The organism is Chitinophaga sp. CC14 (assembly GCF_048957795.1).
GTDB classification, from domain to species: Bacteria; Bacteroidota; Bacteroidia; order Chitinophagales; family Chitinophagaceae; genus Chitinophaga; species Chitinophaga ginsengisegetis.
Window position 1 is genome coordinate 2631070 of record NZ_JARBFY010000005.1, and the last position, 23014, is coordinate 2654083.

Annotated in this window: 17 protein-coding genes and 1 rRNA gene; 3 read left to right on the forward strand and 15 right to left on the reverse strand. The window is 42.2% G+C overall.

Annotation, left to right across the window (positions count from 1 at the left end):
* Positions 1 to 15 precede the first annotated feature (15 nt).
* The 14 genes from PV783_RS30235 to PV783_RS30300 all read right to left on the reverse strand — a co-directional run bounded on the left by PV783_RS30235 (position 16) and on the right by PV783_RS30300 (position 17251).
* A complete protein-coding gene (locus PV783_RS30235; RefSeq protein WP_420990642.1) occupies positions 16 to 1803 on the reverse strand; it encodes a RagB/SusD family nutrient uptake outer membrane protein in 1788 nt (595 codons plus the stop codon).
* 29 nt (positions 1804 to 1832) lie between these two features.
* A complete protein-coding gene (locus PV783_RS30240; protein ID WP_420990643.1) occupies positions 1833 to 5210 on the reverse strand; it encodes a TonB-dependent receptor in 3378 nt (1125 codons plus the stop codon).
* Positions 5211 to 5499: 289 nt separating this feature from the next.
* The gene (locus PV783_RS30245) at positions 5500 to 6651 is read right to left on the reverse strand and encodes a FecR family protein (protein WP_420990644.1); all 1152 of its coding nucleotides are present in this window, start codon (positions 6649 to 6651) and stop codon (positions 5500 to 5502) included.
* 66 nt (positions 6652 to 6717) lie between these two features.
* On the reverse strand, positions 6718 to 7314 hold the full coding sequence (locus PV783_RS30250; protein ID WP_420990645.1) for an RNA polymerase sigma factor: 597 nt from the start codon (positions 7312 to 7314) through the stop codon (positions 6718 to 6720).
* Between the two features lie 632 nt (positions 7315 to 7946).
* On the reverse strand, positions 7947 to 8462 hold the full coding sequence (locus PV783_RS30255; RefSeq protein WP_420990646.1) for a hypothetical protein: 516 nt from the start codon (positions 8460 to 8462) through the stop codon (positions 7947 to 7949).
* 25 nt (positions 8463 to 8487) lie between these two features.
* Positions 8488 to 8826 carry an STAS-like domain-containing protein gene (locus tag PV783_RS30260; RefSeq protein WP_420990647.1) on the reverse strand — a complete coding sequence of 113 codons (339 nt, stop codon included), beginning with the start codon at positions 8824 to 8826 and terminating at the stop codon, positions 8488 to 8490.
* Positions 8813 to 10204, reverse strand: coding sequence for a hypothetical protein (locus PV783_RS30265; protein ID WP_420990648.1), 1392 nt, complete (start codon positions 10202 to 10204; stop codon positions 8813 to 8815). The genes PV783_RS30260 and PV783_RS30265 overlap by 14 nt, the downstream gene beginning before the upstream one ends.
* A 212-nt stretch (positions 10205 to 10416) precedes the next feature.
* Positions 10417 to 10914 carry a hypothetical protein gene (locus PV783_RS30270; protein ID WP_420990649.1) on the reverse strand — a complete coding sequence of 166 codons (498 nt, stop codon included), beginning with the start codon at positions 10912 to 10914 and terminating at the stop codon, positions 10417 to 10419.
* Between the two features lie 410 nt (positions 10915 to 11324).
* On the reverse strand, positions 11325 to 12167 hold the full coding sequence (locus PV783_RS30275) for a hypothetical protein (protein ID WP_420990650.1): 843 nt from the start codon (positions 12165 to 12167) through the stop codon (positions 11325 to 11327).
* A 434-nt stretch (positions 12168 to 12601) separates the two neighbouring features.
* Entirely contained in the window at positions 12602 to 13984 is a 1383-nt protein-coding gene (gene mnmE / locus PV783_RS30280) for a tRNA uridine-5-carboxymethylaminomethyl(34) synthesis GTPase MnmE (protein WP_420990651.1), read from the reverse strand.
* Positions 13985 to 14120: 136 nt separating this feature from the next.
* On the reverse strand, positions 14121 to 14957 hold the full coding sequence (locus tag PV783_RS30285) for an energy transducer TonB (protein WP_079470954.1): 837 nt from the start codon (positions 14955 to 14957) through the stop codon (positions 14121 to 14123).
* A 37-nt stretch (positions 14958 to 14994) separates the two neighbouring features.
* A complete protein-coding gene (locus PV783_RS30290) occupies positions 14995 to 15609 on the reverse strand; it encodes an ExbD/TolR family protein (protein WP_079470955.1) in 615 nt (204 codons plus the stop codon).
* Between the two features lie 64 nt (positions 15610 to 15673).
* Positions 15674 to 16327: an ExbD/TolR family protein gene (locus tag PV783_RS30295; RefSeq protein WP_079470956.1), complete on the reverse strand. Its 654-nt coding sequence runs from the start codon at positions 16325 to 16327 to the stop codon at positions 15674 to 15676.
* Between the two features lie 69 nt (positions 16328 to 16396).
* Complete coding sequence (locus PV783_RS30300) at positions 16397 to 17251, reverse strand: MotA/TolQ/ExbB proton channel family protein (protein ID WP_079470957.1); 855 nt, start codon at positions 17249 to 17251, stop codon at positions 16397 to 16399.
* 736 nt (positions 17252 to 17987) lie between these two features.
* Between PV783_RS30300 and PV783_RS30305 the strand changes: the two genes are divergently transcribed.
* The 3 genes from PV783_RS30305 (at position 17988) to PV783_RS30315 (ending at position 22587) form a co-directional block, all read left to right on the forward strand.
* Positions 17988 to 20549, forward strand: a complete 2562-nt coding sequence (locus PV783_RS30305; protein WP_420990652.1) for a zinc-dependent metalloprotease — start codon at positions 17988 to 17990, stop codon at positions 20547 to 20549.
* Between the two features lie 140 nt (positions 20550 to 20689).
* Positions 20690 to 21715 carry a LacI family DNA-binding transcriptional regulator gene (locus tag PV783_RS30310; protein WP_079470960.1) on the forward strand — a complete coding sequence of 342 codons (1026 nt, stop codon included), beginning with the start codon at positions 20690 to 20692 and terminating at the stop codon, positions 21713 to 21715.
* 32 nt (positions 21716 to 21747) lie between these two features.
* The gene (locus PV783_RS30315) at positions 21748 to 22587 is read left to right on the forward strand and encodes a hypothetical protein (protein ID WP_420990653.1); all 840 of its coding nucleotides are present in this window, start codon (positions 21748 to 21750) and stop codon (positions 22585 to 22587) included.
* 90 nt (positions 22588 to 22677) lie between these two features.
* Here the strand turns inward: PV783_RS30315 and rrf are convergent.
* Positions 22678 to 22789, reverse strand: a 5S ribosomal RNA gene (rrf, locus tag PV783_RS30320).
* Between the last annotated feature and the right edge of the window lie 225 nt (positions 22790 to 23014).

Below are 23014 nucleotides of genomic sequence, written 5' to 3' on the forward strand. Positions count from 1 at the left end.
ATTCATTCAGGACACTTACCATCCTGGATTTTGACCCAATTTTGGGTTTAACGTGGTTTCATTTGTCGGGATAGGCAACAGATAATCCCGTTTCAGATTGAATCTATACCCCTGATCCATGGCCCCATAGGTTTTGTAAGGGTCAATATATCCTTGTGCATTAACGGGGACAGTAGCCAGCGCCCTGAGAAAATCGGCTGTGGCACCGGGATAGTTTTCCCATTGTTTCCGGTATGCTCCCAAAGGGCGCTTGCCAACAAGCAGCTCATCTGCTGCCGCCCAACGGAAAATGTCATCTATCCTGAACCACTCTGCCACCAGTTCAATTTTGCGCTCCCTGCGAATTTCATTCAGGATAGGCGATAGCGTAGGAAACTCCCGGTTGGGATCTGATGGAATATTAGCTAATTGTAACAAGCCGTTAGACATACCTACCCGTTTGCGTAAAGCATTAACCGTTTTGTCTATGTCGGATTGGGAGATGATTCCCAGTTCAGCCTGGGCTTCTGCATATGCCAACAAAATTTCCGCATAGCGTATGTATATATATCCCTGTGTACTTTGAGAGGCATTGAATTCTGTATAGTCTCCGGTATGCCCTTTATACACCTGATAGCCGGTGGAAGTGTTATTAGCACCATTGATCTCGAAGGTGGGCGTTGTAAAAAAGAGTTTGGTTTCATACCATTTCACATGTTTACCATCATCTACCCAAATCGTTTGGTTCAACCGGGGATCACGATTGGTTACAACATCTTTTAAAGTGCGGTCCCCGGCATATAACGGGCTGCTTCCAATAGGAAGACCATCCAGGCAAAGGTAAGAGTCTACCATGCTTTTAGAAAGCCCCATGCCTGCGCCGTTTACAGAATAACGTGTCCAGGTGTGAGTCACCTGGTCAGCTACCGAATATTTGTGCCACAAGAGTACTTCCTTGCTGGCTGCGTAATCTTTCCTGTTAAATAACATCCAATAACCATCTTCTACCCCGATATTGTCCAGTGCCGGGAAGCCACTGGTTTCAGACATACGGATCAGTTCTCCGGCAGCAGCCGCTGCTTTCTGAATAAATTTGGTGCCATTCGAACCCGCTACTTTGAAGGGCGTTCCTTTCTGACCATGATATTTTTCCCAGGTACCTTCATACAGTGCGATTCTGGCTTGTAAAGCTAATGCCACTTCTTTGGTGACATGCCCCGTCCAGGAACCACCTCCTCTGACAGGAAGATAATTGATGGCATTGTCCAGATCTAATAAGATAGAATCCACCACCTGGTTGCGGGGTAGTCGCCCCGCATAAAGTTGATCTGATGCCGGAGACAATGTAGTGGACGACCAGGGCAGATCTCCAAATTTCTTCAGCTTGTCAAAGTAGAAGAGCGCACGGAAAAATAATGCTTCGCCTACGTACTCCTTCACTTTATCCCATGGAGCATTCACCTTCTTATAATGATCCATAAAGTAATTGATACTACGCAGTACAGCCCAATCATCCGCAGACCAGCCGCCACCGGAAGAAGGAACAGTAGCCTCGCCATTCATGCGTCTATTGTAATTGATCCCTATATTGGTTTCGCTACCATCGGCGGCATCAATAGTATAAGGGCCGGCTCCCCAGGCTCTGCGTGAGGGCAACAGTGCATCCTGGTTATAAAAATTGTTCACATATAGCTTTAGGTCATTGGGGGATTTCCAATAGTCTGCGTCGCTGATATTGGCCAATGGTAAGCGTTCTAAAAACTTGTCGTTACAGGCAACTAATAATAGTATTAAGCTTGCCCATGCGTATATAAATCGTTTCATACTTATATCGTTGGATAATTAAGAAATGACTAGAATGTCACATTGAGTCCCATAGCCCAAACTCTCTGCAACGGATAAACCCGGCCATCTGTGGACGAAAATTCCGGATCCATGGTGTGCAACAGCTTTGTGAATGTGACCAGGTTTTCAATATTCAGGAAAAAGCGCACTTTCTGGCTGTCTATAGCGCGAAGTATATGCTGCGGCATGGAGTAGCCTAATTGAAGGTTTTTGAGCCTTAGATAAGCCGCGCTTTGCACATATCGTGTCTGTGGCTGCGAATTTTTCTGCATCTCACCTCCCATGTAGAATTTTGGATAGTAGCCATTGGGTGTTTCGGGCGTCCAGCGGTCGTATTGTGCGGTAGTCAGCATTCCCGTATATAAATCGCCTGTGATACCCCAGAAATAAGCTCCATCCCAAACGTTGGCATTGGAAAAGATGGCGTCCCGTTTACCAACACCCTGCAGGAAAACAGTGATATCAAATGATTTGTATTGAGCGTTCAGATTCAGACCAAAAGAATAACGGGGTGTTGTATTGGCTATAACACGACGGTCTCCGGGGTTTTCCAATGTATTGTTGCCCCAGTTGATGATGCCATCACCGTTAAGGTCTGCATAACGGATGTCGCCCGGGCTCCAGCGGCTATAGATCTTGTTCTGGTTCGGCGCAGTGGCTATTTCATCCTGGGACTGGAAAAATCCTTCCGTCTGATATCCCCAAACATCCCCAAACTTACGCCCTTTGTACCAGGTAGTGTTCAGGCCTGCCGGATTAGGATAGCGAAGTACTTTACTCTGATAATCGCTGAACACAACATCTACTCCGTATTGTACATTTCCAATCCGGTCTTTCCAGCCGATGGTAAGGTCGATACCCCTGGTCTGCATCGCTGCGTTATTGACTTGTGGAGCAGCCGTACCCAACAGCGCAGGCAAGGCATCTGCAGGGCCTACAAAGTCATCTGCCGTACGCTGGTACCAGTCGAAAGATGCGGTCAACCGGTTGGATAATGCGGTGATATCCGTTCCAAAATCCAACGTCTTCACCGTTACCCATGTAAGCGATCCATCGATCAATGGAGGCTGACTGATGAATGCTTCTTTACCACCGGAAAATAAATACTGGCTACCGGTAGGCACTACACTATTGAGTGCCGGATAAAAAGGATAATAATTGCTGGCAAAACTCTGATCGCCCAGCTGTCCATATGATGCACGTAATTTGAACGAATTGGCTACCCGTGCTAAAGGTTTCCAGAACGATTCATTTGATAGTACCCATCCTGCCGATATACCCGGATAGAATTTAAAACGCCGGTCTTTCAGGAAACGGGATGTACCATCATATCGTCCGTTAAACTCAACAAGATATTTCTCTTTATAATTGTAATTGATGCGTCCAAACCCGCCACGGATAGCAAGCTGCGAGGCATTATCTGTCAAGGAAGGAGTTGTCCCATAGGTGAGGGATAAAGATGGAATATCATTGGAAAATAAAAACTGATTACGACCTCCCATAGACAGGTTATCATAAAGCTCCTGTGTGAAACCGATCAAACCTTTCACGGCATGTCCGCTCCACTCATTTTCATAAGATGTAAATGTATTGATCGTATAATGGTGGTTCCTGTTATACTGTCTTTCAAAACTGTTGGGAGCGTAGAGAGCTTGCTGTGAACCGCTTGGACGGGTCACATACACTGTTTTGTTATGCCGGCTCAGATCAAAGTACGAGCCATCAAATGTGTAATTGGCAGTAATGTTCCAACCCCGCAGAGGATTTATTACTAATTCACCCGTAATAAGTGCCTTATCATTATTCGACTTAGTACGGGCGCCATTTACAAGCCCCTCCATCCGGTTTTCAGAAGCAAAACTGCCGCCAGGAGTATATAACGGTTCAGTAGGCCAGTTGCGTGCAGCCAAGGTCTGCATCCAGTTACTTTCTGCGGTGGGGGTTTCCGTGGCACCTCTGGAGAAAGAGCCTCTGAAATTGAAGTTCATCCAGCTCGTGATAACAGAAGAGAGGTTGGCGCGGACATTATACTGGGCATATGTGTCGGTTGCATAGTTGTACATCCCATTTTGTTGAATATACCCCAGGCCTACATAGTAGCGTGTCTTGTCTGTCCCTCCGGATACACCGAGATTATGCTGCTGACTGAATTGTATTTTTTTGTACAGGATATCAAACCAATCATTATTTGCGTTGGCGTTACCCCACTCGAACCAGGCATCGGTGCCCGGAGTCGGATTGGCAATGGTTTCATCCGTGATTTTACCATCCAGGTATTCCTGGATACGTCTGAGGGCATCATCATTAAATGGTTTGGTCACTCCTGCGTTGGCCGCTGCTTCATTGTATAAATTGGCAAAATCAATTGACTTCATATACTTTGGCAGGTTGATGGGTTCCATTAACATCAGGTTATTGTTATACGTGATGGTAGGTTTTTGTTCTGCTTTTCCTTGCTTTGTTGTAATAATGACCACCCCGTAGGGGGCACTGGAACCGTATATGGAAGCAGAGGCAGCATCTTTCAGCACGCTCACACTCTCTACATCGTTCATGTTGATCGTATTAATATCCACTCCGGGCACACCATCTACAACAAACAAGGGAGCCTGAGAGGAAGTAGATCCATTGGAAGAGAAACCAGTATATCCCCGTATGTTAAATGACGGAGCCTGTCCGGGAGCACCACCGCCGGCGGAGCTGATATTAAGATTGGAAACAGCTCCCTGTAAGGCATGACCGAGTGTTAGTACAGATCTGTTCTCCAGTCTTTTACCGGATATCTGGGATACAGCACCTGTCAGGTTAATTTTTTTCTGAGTGCCGTAACCAACTACAACAACTCCTTCCAGGTCCGTTAAGATTACCTTAAGTACAATATCAACCCGAACATTATTGGTTACAGCAATCTCTTGTCTTTTATACCCCAATAAATTGAATATCAAAACTTCTCCGGGAGAGGCATCAATCTGGTATCTGCCTGAGGCATCACTTACAGCAACGCGATTGGTTCCTTTAACTACAATTTGTACACCTGGAAGATAGCCGCCTGTACTATCTTTAATCACCCCCGAGATTAAATGCTGTTGGTTGAGGTCCAGTGTAACCTTTTGCAAACCTGGTTCAACCCTCTTTTTAATAAGTATGTTCTTGTCTACGATTTTATACGTGATCGGGAGGCCTTCTAAACAACCTTCCAATACTTTTTCAATAGGCGCATTCTGAAATGATAAACTGACTTTTTGTTTCTTTAATTCCACATCGTCGTAGAGAAACAAGTAACCCGTTTGCTGCTCAATAACCTTGAATACCTTTTCCAAAGGCGTGTTACTTACCTTAATGGACACGCTCTGCGCCAGACTTTTAGCACTGACCTGAATCAACATGACTAAAGTAAGGCCAACTATTACCTGAAATCTCATAATAAATTTCCGATGAAGGTGTTTGCCAAAAAACAACCATCCCGACCAGACGGTGGTTGTATGAAATCTGAATTTCATTAACTTTGTATTGTTTGAGTTGATATTTAATTAGTACACTAATCTTTTGAATGATCGCTCATACGCTTGCGTCTTCTGATTGCAGTCAGAAGACGTTTTTCATTGAGCTTAGGGCGGTTTTTAAGTTTCTCGTTCCATAAGCTAATTGATTTTTCAGGTGATAGATGCAATTACTTTATTCAATGACAATACGTTTAACACCGTTATCTGTCTCAATCCTACAGTTCAGATTATAGAACGATAAGATCTCAAGAACTTTGGAAGCATTGGTATTACGATACACTTCTCCGGATAAGCGTACGTTAGCAGCTTTACCTTTAAATACCACGTCTATATTATACCAGCGGGAAAGTTGCCGTGCAACGGCATATATATCAGATTGATTGAAGTTGAGTTTTCCATTTTTCCAGGCAATAGCATCCGATACATCTACCTGAGCCACAGATAGCCGACTGCCGCTATCGAGCGTGGCCTGCTGCCCTGGTTCCAGGACAACATTCCGGTATCTGTCTGTCTCAATTATTTTGACTGTTCCTTCTGCCAAAGTCGTTTTTACACTGGGATCATCATCATAACTGCTAACATTAAAATGTGTGCCCAGTACTTCTACAACCTGACCTTTGGAGAGCACTTTAAATGGTCTGTTGGCATCTTTGGCTACTTCAAAATATGCTTCTCCCTTTAACTCGACTAAGCGTTCGTGAGATGTTTTGCTAATTTTATAGGTAAGCTGTGAAGCTGCGTTCAACCAAACTTTTGATCCGTCTGGTAAGGTAAGTTGGAATTGTCCACCGCGTGGGGTTTTTAAGCTATTGGACACCGGGGTTTCCTCCTCCTCTCCCTTTGATTCAGTAGCCACATAGGTCAACTGGCCATTCGCATTTTTATAGATGGTATTACTTCCTGCTTTGGCAATAGCTCCATTAGCTTGATCATCCAATGCTATTTCGGTCCCGTCCCCAAGCTGCAGTGTGGCTATATTTCTACCGGGCGCGATATCTGCAGCATTGGAAAGCAGCTTATTTGTTTCCGGGGGGTTGCCGGAGGGCCTGTAATTAAAATAGAAATAAGTTCCAATGGAGATAGTAATCAAAACAGCCGCAGCAGCGGCTACTGCCGGATATCTAAATGGCTTTCTCTCCTTTCTGAGAGACTTTACTAACCGGGTTCGGACTTCTATGAGATCCCCTTCCAAATCCTCCTCATTAACCGCGGCTTTCTTTGACTCCAACAGCTCGTACCATAGTTCCACCTGCGCACACTCCTCTGGAGTACAGTTTCCTGCCAGATAGCGTTTCAACAGATCCTGCATATTATTTTGTTCCATACTTATCACAATATTGCTGTTTGCATAAGTATAGTACAATTAGCACATCGATGGGCGTAAAGAAAATTAAAAAAAATGTTCAGTCAGGCAAATGCTCGATAGTATTAATAAGGGGCCTAATTTAACACGCAACGACTTTAAAGCGTTATTGACATGCTTCTTAACCGTAGCTTCCGAAAGGCCTAACTGCATGGCTATCTCCTTGTGAGAAAGGTGATGCTCCCTGCTCATGCGAAAAACTTCCTGCATCTTTTCGGGTAATGAAGAAATTTCGCTTTCAATTATCCGCTTAAGTTCATTTTCGCGGGCTAAATAATCTGCAGAACTACTTTTTATAGGTGTCGAAAATTTGAGCGAATCTAAATAGGTAGTTTGCACCTTCTTGTGAACAATACGCTTTATGACCATATATCGCAGGGTGGCATATAAATATCCCGCTAATGGCGTGTCTACTGTTAGTGAATAACGATTTTGCCATAATGCAACAAACACATCTTGTAATAAATCTTTGGCTTCGTCATTATTATCCAATTTCTTACTCCCTTTTATATACAAACCTTTTGCATGTCTGTTGTATATTTCCAGGTACGCCAAATGGTCGTCTTCCAGCAGGAGTCCAACCAGGTCTTTATCGCAATATGTTTGATAATCAACAGCTTTCACAAATAAGATTATTGGTCGCCCATTAGCCACTTTACGAATTACAGATGCACCTTAAGATAAGGATCTCTTTTAAAAACTTCTCCGTTTTAATAAATAGTACGTTGAATCAGTGCCTGGGCGTAAATAAATTTTATTTTTTTTGGTTCAATATTTTATGACATCAGTCCTAATGTGGTTACTGCCCTTTTACATTTTTCAAAACTAATCACAGTTCATGTAGGTAACGACAGAGGGTGTATTAACAAAGTATTAAGTCTACTTTATTCTAAGCTGGTACAGGATTATGAGGTAATTGAAATTGAAAACCGGGCAGTATTTTTTACCGGCGGCAGCATATCGATTGACCGGCCAGGAAGCACTACGGGTAGAGACTATTAGCCGGATGAGGAAGTTAGATTTGATGAGTCACTACTAAAATTAGCATATGCTCAAGGTGTTGATATAGCTATTTTTCATGTAGGGCCTAAAGAAGTATGGCCTTACACTTTTGACCCTATAAGAAAGCCCTTATTTCCCGATACAGAAATGGCTCGGGGATATTATGTCGCCTGTTATTTCGCGGGTTTAAGGGGAAATAAAAGTAGGATTGTGAATAATTCGTAACCTAATCAGAATAAAACAAGGTTGTCATTCTATCCTCTATAATTAAATAGCTGTTTTATAATTGCAGTCTTAGCTACAGTCAATCTTTCAACAATCTGTTCATTGAACTTCGGGATATGGGAAAGCTTAATACCAGGGTCAAAAATCGCATCTGTCAATTGTTCTTGGAGTTCATCACAACTCTTCAATATACTACTATAGAGGTTATCATCAATTGCTAATAACCCATCAATAAATCTCCTCCTTAATGTGATAAATAAATCTTCAGAAGCCGTATCTATATTTTTTTTCTGGTCATCATCAAGGCCTTCCGCTTTAAGTAGCTCGAGATTAGCTTGTAGCTCATCAAAAAAAGTATAAAAGTACTTAAAACTGTTATCTAGAATCAACGTTTTTAACCAGCTTATCTTCCGATCCTTCTCTTTATCTGCATTATCATTTCGGCTCTTTTTATAAAAAAAATAGATAACAAAACCTACGTTTACAGCAGCTATAACTATAGTGGCGATTTTGCAACAAATATCAAGTAAAGGGATACATTCCATGAAATATTGAAATTGTAATTTTTATCTATCCTAATGCATTTCGTTTACGCAGAATTCTATCTATTGCCTCGTTAAGCGGCTTTTCATAATTATAGTCGCCCAGCGATTCAAAAATGAATTTCTCAAGGAAATTCTCTTTACCGAGCTTCAATACAACATTCACGAACAACTCCTCAAAAAATGAAGGGTTTATTGAATATATATTATCGGGTATAATAATTTTTACAGTAGAGAACTTTCTTTCAACCTCATCGATTTCACTATCTATTCTAACTTTCTTACCTCTATCTCGTCCCGTAAATACTTTCGCACCTGCGACTCGGTGATCCTCTAAATAGATTATATTCTCATTACTTTGTTTCATCTATAAGATCATTTTCATCAAATAAAATTTCAGCACTAATTAACGTACCTGGAAAATAATTTTCAGCAAATTTAACATATTTCTGGTCAGGTTTATCCTCAATGTTTCCAGAAGAGTTAAATGTCATATATTTAAATTTCTCTCCAGCTATATACTTTTCTGTTATCTGATATTGTCCATCAAAAAAAATGCTTGCATTACCAGAAAGTATATTCATTCGTGATAGGTCACCAGCAGAGTCAACACCTTTCATATTGAAAAAATTTTCTATGAATTGAATTGAACCGTTCCCTCTTTTTATATATGCTGTTATGGGAACAGATGTAACCCCTTCTTGCAAAGCGTAAAGTGTCCACAAAGTTTCTTCTTCAAACTCCTTACTTTGGAAAAACCGCTTCTTTGTATATGTCTCAGATAGTTTTGTCATTTGATCAACAATATCCTTATTAGGACAATCAGGATCTTTAAATTTCTCATATATGGTTTTACCTAAATTCATAATTACCAATCGAAAAATACCAAAATGCTTATCTTTAGCGTTGAACTCATGAAAATATCCTATTGAAAATCTATAGCCTGTAGTTGAGTGTTCTTCAGCATTAATCAAAATTTCTCCAATAACCGTGCATAAATTATCGATTTTTTCTGGTGTTAATTTTCTTTTTAATCGCTTGAGGCAATCTAATACATAGTCCACTAAAGTAGTCGTGTCAACATCCTTCTGTTCAATAATTCTACTTGCATTAGGATTACTTCCTCTGCTATGAACACACAGTTTATATGGAATAATATCTTTAAACAGGACTGTTTTGTTTGTATGTATTGATGGCGAACCAACAGAAAATAACATTTTTTTGATGTTATTATTGTGAATATGTACCCCCTGCAAGTCCTGAACGAACAGCATATTGAATCGACGAAGAACCTTAAAAAAGTTTAAAATATCCCTCAATATCACATCAAGTAAGACTTGAGTCCCTAGATCAATATGTTCGCAGCCGCTGTAGTCAATTTTTACATTTTTGTACTTCTGAGAAAGCAAACAAAATATTAGACTTCGGATAAATTGAAAACTTTCGCTAGGATTGTCAATTATTGAAAACACTTTTGGTAAAACATTATTGTCGCTGACCTCAATCTTGCCAATGTCGCTAAAATAAAAATCAGACTTCTCACAATTTAATAAGTAAGAAATATTAGGAGGTAAATACTTATCAATCACTTCTTCGTACGATATTGCTCCCTCAATTCTACTTATTAATATCAAATATCTCTCATGTGCCTTCCTTCGTGCATGGTGTCTTAGTTCCCTTTTATACACGTTCTTTAAGAACCGGCTGTAAGCAATGCGTTGAAGTATAGCTTTTTTATTCTTCACATTCAGTATTTATACCCATGTATCAGTCTTTTACGACTAATATCTAATATTAAAAAACTTATTAGTTCTCGCTTATCTCTTCTCCCTAGGAGGAGGTGGTGGTGGATTGTCATATTTTGGTACCTGACCTTTTGTCCCATCAGGATTAGGATTCGGGCTAGGGGGTGGGATATTCGGTCTGGGATTAGGGGGTGGAACTTTCTTTTCGTCACTCATATATTATGATATGTTTTTATATACTTTTCAGTTCGAGCCTGGGCTTTCAATTTAAGCCTTTTTATAGTCTTTATGTTAAGTTGATTATCTAATTCCTCTATCTCATAGGCAGATCTCCTTAAATCAAAAAAGGTCCTACCAGCAGCGTCTTCTGTCACTTCTTCTTTTACCAATTGATGCCACAGCTCTTCTAAATTATTAGCCCGCGAATAATAAAGCAATCGCAACTTTGATAAGCTATCTAGTTGATCCTCTGTATGGATTAAAAAGGATTCAACGCTTGTGAATACCTGTACAACTGCAATTGCAGCACATGCGAACCATGCTATAGGCTGCCATATTGCCCACCCAAAAACACCACCTGCCGAAAATACGATAGTACCAATTTTAAACCATTTTCGAACATCTCTTTGTCTACACAAATACAAAGACAAATATTCGTCTCCCATCTTGGTATGGACAAACTCGTACCAGATTTTGTTGTCGATGCTCATATTTAAATCTGGGTATTAACATTATACTACTATTAGTATTTCACAATATATTAAAAATAAATAACTTTCACTAAGTAATTCAACCAATTGCCTGTACATCATTTGAAGATACTGTTTCTCGCTATAGTAAACCATGATTTTTGGGGCTTCAAATGGATTTCTGGATGGATTGATCCCAGAAAGCGATTAAAATCGAAAAATCGCGTTATGCAACAGTAAATATCATCTTCATTGCTTAACTCAAAGAATTACTTCCTCACCCCAAAACGACCCGAAAATATTATGTCGACTGTTATTTCACGGCTTATGGAGAAATAAAAATGGGATTATGATTAATTCGTACCCATATTTAAATAATTCGGCGGATAAAAAATTACCCGCCGAATTTGATATGTCTATAGGAAGATTAATTAAGTCTGCTTTCCGTAACAGCTTTTAATGGAAACAGCTGTTTTCTTTATACCATATTTACGCTCAAGTTCTGCATGTTTTTTATCAACATAATAGTACCTATCAAGCCGATCAAGATACAGTTCAGCCTTAAAATATTGGGGAATGACGCTTTTTAAAAAATAATTGCTAAGAATAAACTCTGTGTCTACACAGGCTATAGCCGGAATATTCATTGCATGTATTCGAAGCATTGAATCAACATTGCCGGTAATTATCAACCTGTCATTATTTGCTACCTCTGATTTTAATAGCTCTTGACATTCAAAATGCCCTAGCACAAAATCTGATGGTCTTTTGCCCAAGTCATGTACATCTCTGAAAAAGGGTTCATATATTAGTGCATAGTCGGTAGTATAAAGGCTATTCATGAACGCAAAAAAGATTTGTGGGACATCTATCTCGAATCCAGATAGAATATTGAATGTCCTACTATTTTTACCAGATAATGTAAAAGAATCTAAAGGCCGTAGTTCTAATCGTTTCGCCACTTCAACTGTTTTATTACCAATAATCCATTCAAATTTTTTCTTGAGATACTTATCTGCACTATTGCCGTCGGTTAATGAAAGTCTCAGGCTATTTGTTTCATGAAATAATGTAGATTCAATTAATCGATTTTCATCATCTTCTTGGTTGTATATCCCTGCTATTATTTCAAGCACATGAGCCTCGGAGCCTTTTTCTATTAAACCTGTTTTTAGGGCAATGTAGTCAAAAATATCACCCGATAAAGATCCTTGTATCCGTAAGCTACTTAAGACTATACAATTATCACATTTTTTGGAAGATTCTAACTCCAAAGTTGTTGAAGAGTTTAGTCTGCCAGTTGCCAAAGCAAGAATAGATGTAGCCGTAATAAACGGTTCGCTACATGGCTATGAAATTAAAAGTGCTTCCGATACATTACCGGGTAAGCACCGTTTTAGCGATAAATTCCTGATGGCAATGCTGGCAAATCTTATTCAGTCGCAGATTACTGCTCATGATAATTCCGATTTTTGGTTACTAATAAGAAGGAGCAGAATGTATCATTGCGTATCATACCGTATCGTTGAGTATCATTGCGTATCATTCTCCCCCCGGATTCATGTCACGAAGTCCCGGACTTTTCTATTAGTAACCAACATCACAACAAGAAAACGCTAATTAAAGGCAAAGAAAGCATAACTATCAGCAATTGAAACTCGCTACCATAGCATAAAAGGAAAGAAAAAGCTAATTAAAGGAAACAATCTTACTTCCCAATACAAAACTTACTAAAAATATAATCCAGCCTGTCCTCATTCGTCACCTCCCCTGTTATCTCCCCCAAATAATGCAAACAAAGCCGGATATCCAGTGCCAGCAGGTCTCCCGGCAAACCGTTATCCATTCCCTGTTTTACATCCTGCAATGATTTCAGCACTTCCTGCAGTGCGGCATGATGGCGGGCGTTGGTGATGATGGTGTCTTCTGTATTAACATCACCGGCCAGTACTTTATGTACCAATGCGTCTTTCAGGTCCTGGATGTGTGCATGATTCTTTGCAGAGATAAAAAGTATTTCAGGTATACCTGCAAATTTATTGCGGATCGCTGCTTCGCCGGTGATATCTGTTTTATTTCCTACCAGGAGATAGTTTACGCTTTGTGATTCAAAAGCATTAATCTGATTACGTATATCCGTTTCAGTGAGTTCATTCACATCAAACAGGTAAACGACTACTCCGGCCTCGCGTATTTTCTCCATCGTTTTCTGGACACCGATACTTTCGATGGTATCCAGGCTTTCGCGGATACCGGCGGTATCTATGAGCCGGAAAAGGATGCCATCGATGTTGAGTATTTCTTCGATGGTGTCACGGGTGGTGCCGGCAATATCACTGACGATAGCGCGGTTTTCATTGAGAAGGGTATTCAGGAGTGTAGATTTACCGGCATTGGGTTTACCTACTATCGCAGTGTTCACACCGTTTTTGATAACGTTTCCCATCCGGAAGGAATCAATGAGGTGCTTCACTACTCCGGTGGCATTGGTAACGAGGGTATATAAGCCCGTACGATCGGCGAATTCCACGTCTTCCTGGCTGAAGTCCAGTTCAAGTTCAATCAGGGCGGAAAAGGTGATTAATTGCTCGCGCAGGGCATGTAATTCTTTAGAGAAGCCACCACGCATTTGCTGCATGGCAGTTTGATGGGAGGCGGCGGAATTGCTGGCTATCAGGTCGGCCACGGATTCGGCCTGGGTAAGATCCAATTTACCATTCAGGAAGGCGCGTTGGGTAAATTCACCTGGCTTGGCCAGGCGTGCGCCGGCTTTGATGGTGGCATCAATGATTTGTTGCTGGATATAGGGAGAACCATGACAGGATATCTCGATCACATCTTCGCCGGTATAGGAACGGGGACCTTTATAGAGGCTTACCACTACTTCATCGATGATATGACCATGGGAAACGATGTTGCCAAAATGCAGGGTATGACTGGCTTGCTGCAGGAGATCCTTTGCCGGGAATAGTCCATTACAGATAGCATAGGTATCGGGGCCACTCAGCCGTATTACTGCAATGGCGCCGAGGCCGGGTGCTGTTGCTACCGCCACAATTGTATCATCAAATCCTGTTAATTTACCCAGCATACCGTGATTAGTTTATGAATATTCCCAAAGGGCACAAATTTACGGACAATCGGGACTATCACCAATTCCTGAAAATCAAAGGTCCCGTTCCAACGATGTTGAAACGGGACCTTTGAAAAATATGTTTGATACAGTACTACTCCTGCAAAGTAAAGCGGATAGGGAGGTTGAACTGTACAGAAACCTGGCGGCCATTTTGCTTACCAGCTTTCCACTTAGGCATGGTTTTCACCACGCGCACAGCTTCTTCTTCCAGGCCACCACCTTTTGCGGCACCTACTGTTTTTACATCTTTAATATTTCCTTCAGAATCTACTACGAACTGAACGAATACTGTACCGGAGATACCGTTTTCCTGCGCAACGCGTGGGTAACGGATATTTTTGCTCAGGTACTTGGCCAGCGCTTCTTCTCCACCAGGGAAGGTAGGAGGCTGCTCTACGAAAGTGAAGATTTCTTCTTTTGCAGGAGCAGGAGGCGGGCCTACTACACCGGTACCTTTACTATCTTCCAGTAATCCCGGATCAACTCCGTTTGGATCACCATCCACAGTTTTGGTACTGATGGCTTTATCCTTAATATCCTCATGTTTCGGAGGTTCCTCATCCGGTGGTACTTCATTATCCTTCTTAATTACAGGAGGAGTGAACTGTACTGACGGTTTTACCGGTGGCGGTGGCGCAGGCGGTGGAGGTGGCGGAGGTGGCGTTTTCGGATCATCCGGTAACTTCACATCCTCCATCTTAATTTCCTGTATCACCGGCTTCTTCGTGTTTTCACCCTCAGAAGCTTTAACCCACTGTGATATCATGTACGTTGCAAAGAATATTACAAACAATGACGCGGTTCCCAAAATGGCATTCCGCACACGCTTATTATACTGTCTCCGCAAATCGTACGCCCCATAATCCTTGTTCCTGCCGTCAAACAGGATATCAAGAAAATCGGACTTTAAGACTTTAGCAGAATCCATTGTTGTTGTTTTATGATGGATGCAAAAAAATAATTAGTTATTTAGCCGGCGGAGCTGCGGGAGTACTTTGAACACCGTTAGCTGCTTCTGTAGATTGTATCCATTTTTTATCCTGGTCACTGATATCTACAGTTGCATAACGTTGAATCCTGTTGATGGCCATTTCATCAAGAATATCTACGAAATTCTTGTAATTAGCCTGATCATCAGCTTTAATAATCACCACAACATCTTCTGGTTCACCTTTTGCATTTCTCAGTTTGGCAACCTCATCCCTCTTTCTGATGATCTCATCTCTGATTCCTCCGGTATTGGCAAAAGATGTTGCCTTGAAGAAGTCAGGATTAGCAGAGGCATTCGGGTCTTGTGCCAAACCTTCGTAATAGTAAACACGATTATCTTTTCCGAGTAAAATGGTCAGGGCCGTACTTTCTTTTACTTTGTTCTGGTCCTTTTCATTTTCGGTATCCTTTGGCATGATCAAGTCCATTGTTTTGGGCTTGGACATGGTAGTGGTAAGCATGAAGAAGGTAATCAGGAGAAAACCTAAGTCTACCATCGGTGTCATATCTACACGGGTAGATTGTTTCTTGGATTTCGTCCCACCGTGTTTCTTGCCACCGCCACTACTACTGGTATCCATTTCTGCCATAGTAGCCAATTTTTTTTAGTTCTTAAATCAACAGTCTTCCAGGTCAGGAAGCAATTACTGTCGTTTACTTCTTAGGTGCATTTGCCTCTTCCCAGGCAGCAGTACCTTTAGGTGCTTCTTCCAGGTTTGTAACCAGGTTCAGCTTCTGAATATGCTTCTTTTTGAAGGTATCCAGGATTTCTTTGATCTTTGGATAAGGAGTCTGGTTGTCTGCTTTGATACAGTACTTCAGCTTCGCAATGCTTCCGCCTTGTGCTGCAACACCATATTCGATCCAGGCACCTAACTCATTATTAGCAGAATCTGTAGGAATTCCTTTGTCCAGTCCTGATTTTTTACGTTCGTCCTCAGAGAGGGAGAGGTATTGTTTCAGGTCTTTAATTGGTGCTCCAACACTGGCGCCGGTTACAAAGCTTTTAATTTCTTTATCGTCCAGGCCCAGTTTATACTGCGTGTTCAGATCTTCTATCAGCTTCTTTCTTTTGGGCTGACCATCCATACTGAAAAACACTCTGCCATCCTTATCTACTGTGAATAACAACACATCAGAATCAGGTAAAAGGGTGGTGTTAATAGAGGATGGGGTAACTACTGTTACCGGTTCATCCGGTTTAAACTTAGTCGCCAGCATAAAGAAAGTTAACAGCAGGAAAGCCACATCACACATTGCTGTCATGTCAATGGCCGTGCTTTTCCTTGGCATTTTAACTTTAGGCATCTTTACTCTGTTTTATGGTTTACTTTAAATAGATTCAAAACCGCTCAAATTCCACAAAATAATCTCAGATTATTTGTGGTTTGCAGCGAAGCTCTGAGTTAAAGTAAAGCCAGATTCGTCAATAGCGTAAGTGATGCTATCAATATTGGTAGTAAAGTAGTTGTACATTACGATCGCAATAGCAGATGTACCGATACCCAGTGCGGTGTTGATCAACGCCTCAGAGATACCTAACGCCAGCTGTGCAGAATCCGGAGCACCCCCAGAAGACATTGCAGAGAACGCCTTGATCATACCCAATACTGTACCGAACAGACCCAACAGGGTTGCTACTGATGCAATGGTAGACAGGAACACCAGGTTCTTTTCCATCATTGGCAGTTCCAGTGCGGTAGTTTCTTCAATTTCATTCTTGATGGTCAGGATCTTCTGTTCTGTGTCCAGATCAGCATTGGTAACCATTTCTTTGTACTTTTTCAGACCTGCTTTCAGTACGTTTCCTACAGAGCCTTTCTGTTTGTCACATTCAGCCAGTGCTGCGTCTACATTTTTGTTAGCCAGGTGATACTGTACTTTACGTACCAACTCAGAACCGCTGAATTTACCTTTTGCTTTTGACAGGTACAGGAAGCGCTCGATTACGAAAGTCAAACACACCAGTAATACTGAAATCAATACAGGTACTACATAACCACCCTTGTAAACAGTACCAAACCATTTACCGATACCTGAATCTATAGGATGTCCATCGGGGTTATTACCCTGAAAGTTGGCTGGATTACCTAATACAAAAAAGAAAAACAGGAATCCTATCACTAAGCAGATAGGCACAGCCAACGTAGCGAACAGGTTGGATGACTTTTTAGGTTGATGAGAAGAAGCCTTAGCTGTAGCTGCAGTCACAGTTGTTTTAGTCTCAGCCATGTTGATTGAAATTTTAGTGTTAAAAATTAAACTATTGTTTGTTAGAAGTTTCTATTCACTTTAGAATGCCCCTCAGCACCCAATTTACTGTTTTAATCAGTGATTCGCAAAGTTATACGGTTGGTCCAAAAAAACAAGTGCAGCCCAAAAAAACCCACAAAAATTAACCTTCACACGTAAAAGCCCCATCACAGGGCTTTTAGACCACTCATTTTTTTAGAGCAAACACTTACATAAGCGAATAAACCAATATTGCAGTTCTCACAACTGATTGTTACTGTCCCAATTCTTGAAATAGTTTGATTTTTTTCAAAGTTGGACGCACAATTTAAGAAAAAATTCAAATGTTCCAACAGAAATCTCACAATTCTGCTAACTTATTTATTCCCGCGCCAGTAAACACTTTCAGGCGACGCTAATAGCATTTAGCAACACAACGTCGAATATTCCCCGCTTCATAACTTGAAAATCAATACGGCAGCGGCAATCAACTCTTCCCCCTCTATCCCTGCCATATGAAATTATTATTTGCTATAATAATAAATACTTACATAAAAAAAGTTGCCACCGCAACTATTGTTCCAACGCCTACCATTCAATTTAGCTTCTTTTTTTCCATTCCTACAGCCATTACCGCGTTTATGGATTTTCCTGATAAGTTAGTACTTAAAATACTTACTTGCAAAGGTTTTTAAAAAAACATAACAACTAATCAAGAACCAATTATTAAATCGTAATGACCAAACCATTTCATCACAAACTGATAATAGCCGTGGCAGGCGCACTTTGCCTGGGTATTACCGTTTATCAACCTGCCAGCGCACAGCGGAAAAAACAACAACGCAACGCCGCGCCAACTACTCCTGCTCCTGCCAAAGACTCTACCGGGAAACCTCCCATGATCAAGCCAGGACCCAAGCCAGGACCTAAACCCTTCGCCGAAGTAATTACCGATAAAGCCAAAGCTGATTCCGGCCTGTTCAATATCTACAAACTGGATGACCGCTTCTTTTTCGAAATCCCTGATACCCTGCTCGGAAGAGACGTACTGGTAGTAAACAGGATCTCCAAATCGGCCGCAGGCCTCCGCGCCATGATGATGGGCTTCAGCGGCGATATCATCGGCGAAAATGTGATCCGCTTTGAAAAAGGCCCCAACAATCGCATCTTCCTGAAAAATATCTCCTATGCCGATGTTTCAAAAGATTCTACCCAACCTATGTTCACATCTGTGAGCAACTCCAATCTGCAGCCTATCGTTGCAGCATTTGATGTAAAAGCAGCATCTAAAGACGGGAAAGGTACCATTATTGACCTCACAGAATACATCAGCGGGGATAACGATATCCTGTTCTTCGACGGCCAGGTTAAAAACATGCTCAAAATCGGTGGTGCTCAGCCAGATAAATCTTACATCTCTGATGTAAAATCCTATCCGATGAATACCGAAATCAAAACCGTAAAAACATACAGCAAATCCGGCGGCCCTGCCGGCCCGGGTATGCCCCCTTCCCCGGGCGGTAATGCTACCGTGGAGCTGAACAGCTCCATGGTATTGCTTCCTGCTGTACCAATGCAGCCACGCTACTTTGATCCCCGCGTAGGTTACTTCACTACCAGCGTAACCGACTTCGATGCGGATCCGCAAGGTGTAAAAAGACTCCAGATGATCACCCGCTGGCGCCTGGAACCCAAACCGGAAGATATGGAGAAATATAAACGCGGTGAACTGGTGGAACCAGTGAAACCCATCGTGTTTTACATTGACCCTGCAACGCCGGTAAAATGGCGTAAATACCTGATCATGGGTGTGAACGACTGGCAGTCGGCCTTCGAACAGGCGGGCTTCAAAAACGCTATCATCGCTAAAATGGCGCCTACTCCCCAGGAAGATTCTACCTGGTCTATTGAAGACGCCAGATTCTCTGCTATCGTATACAAACCTTCTGATGTGCCCAATGCGAGCGGTCCTCACGTACATGATCCCCGTTCCGGTGAAATCATCGAAAGTCATATCAACTGGTACCACAACGTGATGCATTTGCTGCGTAACTGGTATTTTGTGCAGGCATCTCCCAACGATCCCCGCGCACGTAACATGCAGTTCAGCGATGAACTGATGGGAGAACTGATCCGCTTTGTATCTTCCCATGAAGTTGGTCATACCCTCGGTTTGCGTCATAACTTCGGCTCCAGCTCTACCTACCCGGTTGAAAAACTGCGCGATAAGGAATGGGTGAAAAAGAACGGTCATGCTGCTTCTATCATGGACTACGCACGTTTTAACTACGTAGCACAACCTGGCGATGGCATCACCGGGGCTGATCTCTATCCCCGCATTAACTACTACGATAAATGGGCAATCGAATGGGGCTATAAACTGCTCCCACAGGCCAAGTCACCGGAAGCTGAAACACCAATTCTCAATAAAATAACAGTTGAAAAACTGAAGGATAAGAAGTTCTGGTTCGGTACCGAATCAAACCCGGATGATCCAAGATCCCAGAATGAAGACCTGGGCGACAATGCCATGATTGCCAGTACATATGGCATAAAAAACCTCCAGTATATTATGCCTAATCTCCTTAGCTGGACAAAGGTAGATAACGAAGGTTATGCAAACCTGACTGAACTTTACAGGGAAGTAGCCGGTCAGTTTAGCCGTTACATGGGCCACGTAGCCAAAAACGTAGGCGGTATCTACGAAACACCTAAAACCGTAGAGCAAGCCGGTGGCGTGTACGAATACGTACCCAAAGCGACCCAGAAAGAGGCTATACAGTTCCTGAACAAGCAACTGTTCACCACTCCGAAATGGCTGATTAACCAGGATTTATTAAGCCGTATAGGCAGTGATGGCGTTTCCCTGATCAGTTCCCGTCAAACACCGGTGCTGGACAGGCTGATGGGCACCAATACCATCAATAAACTGATTGCCGGTGAAGCTGCCCTGGGAACACAGGCTTATGCCCCTGTTGATATGCTGAATGATCTGAAAAAATCCATCTTCTCAGAACTTTATACACATCAGCCGATAGACGTATATCGCAGAAACCTGCAACGCGACTATGTGGATAACCTTGCTGAACTGGTAGCTCCGGCTCCCCCCGCCAATCCAATGATGGGTGGCTATGCGCCTCCGAGTGCATCCAGGTCAGATGCTGCAGGCATTGGCCGCGCCCAGCTGGTAGCCCTGAGAACCGAGCTGCGCGCAGCTGCAGGCAGTGGCGACAGCATGACACGCAACCACCTCCAGGATCTGATTGCCCGTATCAATAAGGCACTGGATCCTAAATAACGAATCCGCATACACGAAATATCTGCACCCTTCCCGGTAACTCCGGGAAGGGTGTCTTCGTTTTATGGATGTTCAAAAGCTTATAAATTATTGTGGAAAATGCTTAATATCGCTGCATTATTAACCTAGACGCCTCAAAAGTGAAAGATCGGACTAACAAAATTACGATATACGATATCGCGCATAAACTGAATCTGTCGGCATCTACTGTTTCACGTGCACTGCAAAACAATCCGCTCATTAACCTGGAAACACGTGAAAAAGTACAAACCGCAGCTACAGAAATGGGCTATGTACCCAACTGGATTGCTTCCAGTTTGCGTAAGAAACGGTCGAACATTCTCGGCCTTATCGTACCACGTACTTCCATGTACTTTCAGAGTACGGCTATCAGCGGTATTCAGCATGAGGCGCATAAATATGGGTTCAGCATTGTGATTGGTCAGTCGGATGAAACCGTGGCGATGGAGAAGGAATTAGTACATACTTTTTACTCCCTTCGTGTAGATGGATTACTGGCGGTGGCCTCCATGTTTACCACCAACTTTGATCATTTCAGCCCGTTTATCAAGAACAATATTCCACTGGTATTTTATGATCGTGTACCTACCGATTTCCAGGGTTATACTATTACCGGAGATGATTTCAGAGGCGGCTTCCTGGCCACCGAACACCTGATCAAACAGGGATGCAAACGTATTGCCCATTTCTCCGGGGTACTTACCTGTAACCTTTATCAGCAAAGGCTTTCAGGTTATAAAGAAGCATTGGCACAATACAATATTCCTTTCGACGAAGAGCTGGTTTATATCCACGACCTGACGATGGACTCTGCGACTGTTGCTGCGCAACAATTATTTGACACACAAAAAATGCCGGATGGTATGTTTGCCGCTAACGATAGTTCGGCGGTTGCTTTTATCCGTGAAGCGAAGAACAGGAATATTGCTGTTCCCGGGCAGATCAAAGTAGTGGGCTATTCCAATGATCTTTCTTCCCGTATTATTTCCCCTTCTTTAACTACCATTGAACAATCGGGTTATAATATGGGGCAGAAGGCGGTGGAAACAATTGTCCAACTGATCAATCATGATGAAACGGTGAAAGTGACAAAAAATTACGTATTCCCGGTGGAGTTAATCAAGCGGGAATCTACCGGAATATAATTCAATACTAAAAACTGATAACCTACAACTTTATGAAATCTTCCATTTATGTAGCATTATTCTGTACTGCTGCAGTTGCCGTATCCTCTTGTAACAAGCGTATTTACGTGCCTAACCAGGTAAATGTTCCGTTGTTGAAAGAGAAATATGAATTCAAAGGCAGTATTACTCCTACTAATCTGCAGGGGGCTTTTGCAGTTACCGATAATATCGCCATCATGGCAAATGGCCAGTATCTGTGGGGATTTAATTATGCGGATCCGGCCAATAGTTATGATGATGACAATGATTTATTCCGGGATAATAACACCCGCGGAGGATTGGTAGAGGGAGCAGTTGGCTTTTTCAAGCCCATTGGCCCAAATAAGAAAGCAGTTTTTGATGTATATGCAGGTTATGGCAGCGGAAATTTCAAAACGCTGACCGGTAATTACAAGTCGGATAACGACGGTACAGGTAACATTAACCTGAATGACTACGTGATAAAAAACCGTTTCAGTAAGGTATTCATACAACCCAGTTTCGGGCTTGCCCACCGTGTGGTGGAAGCTGCGTTCAGCAGTCGTTTTTCCCTGATCAATTTTTACGACAGCAATATTGGCGTAAAGGCATTTGAAAATAATGCGGCAGAACAGAGTAAATATATGCGTATTTACGACAAAACTGTGGTATTCTACGAGCCGGCATTTACGGTGCGGGTGGGTTATAAATACGTAAAATTTCAGGCGCAGCTGCAGTTTTCAACGCCATTAAACGACAATAGTTTTTACGACGATAATACCAATGATAAGAACTTTAACGAGTATTTCCAGCCGGTGAATTTTAATATGGGTGTTGCGATAAATCTGGCGAAGTGGTATAATCGTAAATGATAGATAATTTTTTTTGGGGAGATAATTTCCGGGAGATGATATAAAAAAGAACGCCTTAGTGTTTCAAACACTAAGGCGTTCTTTTAATAAGTATGGCAGCTACCTACTCTCCCGCATGATAGTGCAGTACCATCGGCCATGAGGGGCTTAACTTCTCTGTTCGGAATGGGAAGAGGTGAACACCCTCGGCATAACCACCATAAGATCTTTAGCCTGTGTGAGCAGGCAATTATATGATGAAGTTCTGAGTGAACTATAAATCGTATTTGAGTCTCTTAAAGAGATGATCCTGTAACAGCTTTTCTGTTTGGATAGAAATAAATATAAATAAAGAAGCCTCAGTGTTTGTACACCAAGGCTTCTCTTAATAAGTATGGCAGCTACCTACTCTCCCGCATGATAGTGCAGTACCATCGGCCATGAGGGG

Coding starts and splice junctions, on each gene's coding strand:
- PV783_RS30305 (WP_420990652.1), top strand. CDS start 17,988: ATGACCAAACCATTTCATCACAAACTGATAATAGCCGTGGCAGGCGCA.
- PV783_RS30315 (WP_420990653.1), top strand. CDS start 21,748: ATGAAATCTTCCATTTATGTAGCATTATTCTGTACTGCTGCAGTTGCC.
- PV783_RS30240 (WP_420990643.1), bottom strand. CDS start 5,210: ATGTTGATTCAGGTCAGTGCTAAAAGTCTGGCGCAGAGCGTGTCCATT.
- PV783_RS30300 (WP_079470957.1), bottom strand. CDS start 17,251: ATGGCTGAGACTAAAACAACTGTGACTGCAGCTACAGCTAAGGCTTCT.
- PV783_RS30255 (WP_420990646.1), bottom strand. CDS start 8,462: ATGGAATGTATCCCTTTACTTGATATTTGTTGCAAAATCGCCACTATA.
- mnmE (WP_420990651.1), bottom strand. CDS start 13,984: ATGCTGGGTAAATTAACAGGATTTGATGATACAATTGTGGCGGTAGCA.
- PV783_RS30295 (WP_079470956.1), bottom strand. CDS start 16,327: ATGCCTAAAGTTAAAATGCCAAGGAAAAGCACGGCCATTGACATGACA.
- PV783_RS30270 (WP_420990649.1), bottom strand. CDS start 10,914: ATGAGCATCGACAACAAAATCTGGTACGAGTTTGTCCATACCAAGATG.
- PV783_RS30285 (WP_079470954.1), bottom strand. CDS start 14,957: ATGGATTCTGCTAAAGTCTTAAAGTCCGATTTTCTTGATATCCTGTTT.
- PV783_RS30235 (WP_420990642.1), bottom strand. CDS start 1,803: ATGAAACGATTTATATACGCATGGGCAAGCTTAATACTATTATTAGTT.
- PV783_RS30245 (WP_420990644.1), bottom strand. CDS start 6,651: ATGGAACAAAATAATATGCAGGATCTGTTGAAACGCTATCTGGCAGGA.
- PV783_RS30290 (WP_079470955.1), bottom strand. CDS start 15,609: ATGGCAGAAATGGATACCAGTAGTAGTGGCGGTGGCAAGAAACACGGT.
- PV783_RS30260 (WP_420990647.1), bottom strand. CDS start 8,826: ATGAAACAAAGTAATGAGAATATAATCTATTTAGAGGATCACCGAGTC.